This window comes from Tepidimonas alkaliphilus (assembly GCF_007556595.1).
GTDB lineage: Bacteria > Pseudomonadota > Gammaproteobacteria > Burkholderiales > Burkholderiaceae_C > Tepidimonas > Tepidimonas alkaliphila.
In genome coordinates, this window is sequence record NZ_VJNB01000033.1 from 1 (window position 1) to 709 (window position 709).

Here is a 709-nt window from a genome sequence, read left to right on the forward strand (position 1 = left end):
AGACCTTCTGGCGCAGCGCGACACGGAAGAACTCATCGGGCACGCTGCGGTGCAAGCGCTCCACGAACCCGTTGGTTTGTGGCCGGCGCACCTGGGTGCGGCGATGCTCGATGTCGTTGAGCTGCAGGTACAGCTCGTAGGGGTGGTGCGGCGTGCCGCAGAACTCGCGGCCGTTGTCGGTCAGGATGGCGCCCACCTGCAGCCCGTGCTAGCCGGTAAAAGGGCAGCACGTCGTTGTGCAGCACGGCCACCGCCGCCTCGGGCTGCTTGGAGATGTGCAGCAGGCCAAAGCCGTAGCTGCCGTAGGTGTCCACCACCGAGTGCATGTAGACCTTGCCCACGCTCTTGAAGCTGCCCACGAAGAAGGTGTCCTGGCTGAGCAGCTCGCCCGGGCGGCTCGACTCCACGTGCCGCTCGCGAAAGCAGGGGTTGTGCCGCTCGATGAAGGCGATCTGCTCGGCCGACAGCTCCAGCGCCTGCTGCGCACTGCGCTGCTGCAGCGCCAGCCAGCGCTCGTGACGGCTGCCCAGTGCGTGATCCTGCAGGATCTTCTGGATCGTCACCGCCGACAGCCGCCTGCCTTCGGCCAGCAGCAGCGCCTGCAGCCGGTTGCACCCGTACGACGGGTGCGCCAGCGCCAGCTCCACGATGCGCTGCACCACCTGCGCCGGTGTGCTCATCGGGTGGCTCTTCGGGATCGGCGGCAGAT

The 709-nt window shown here is 67.6% G+C and carries 1 pseudogene; it reads right to left on the reverse strand.

Going from position 1 to position 709, the window contains the following annotated elements:
• Nucleotides 1-709 (reverse strand): annotated as a pseudogene (locus Talka_RS11855) (DDE-type integrase/transposase/recombinase); the annotation flags it as partial.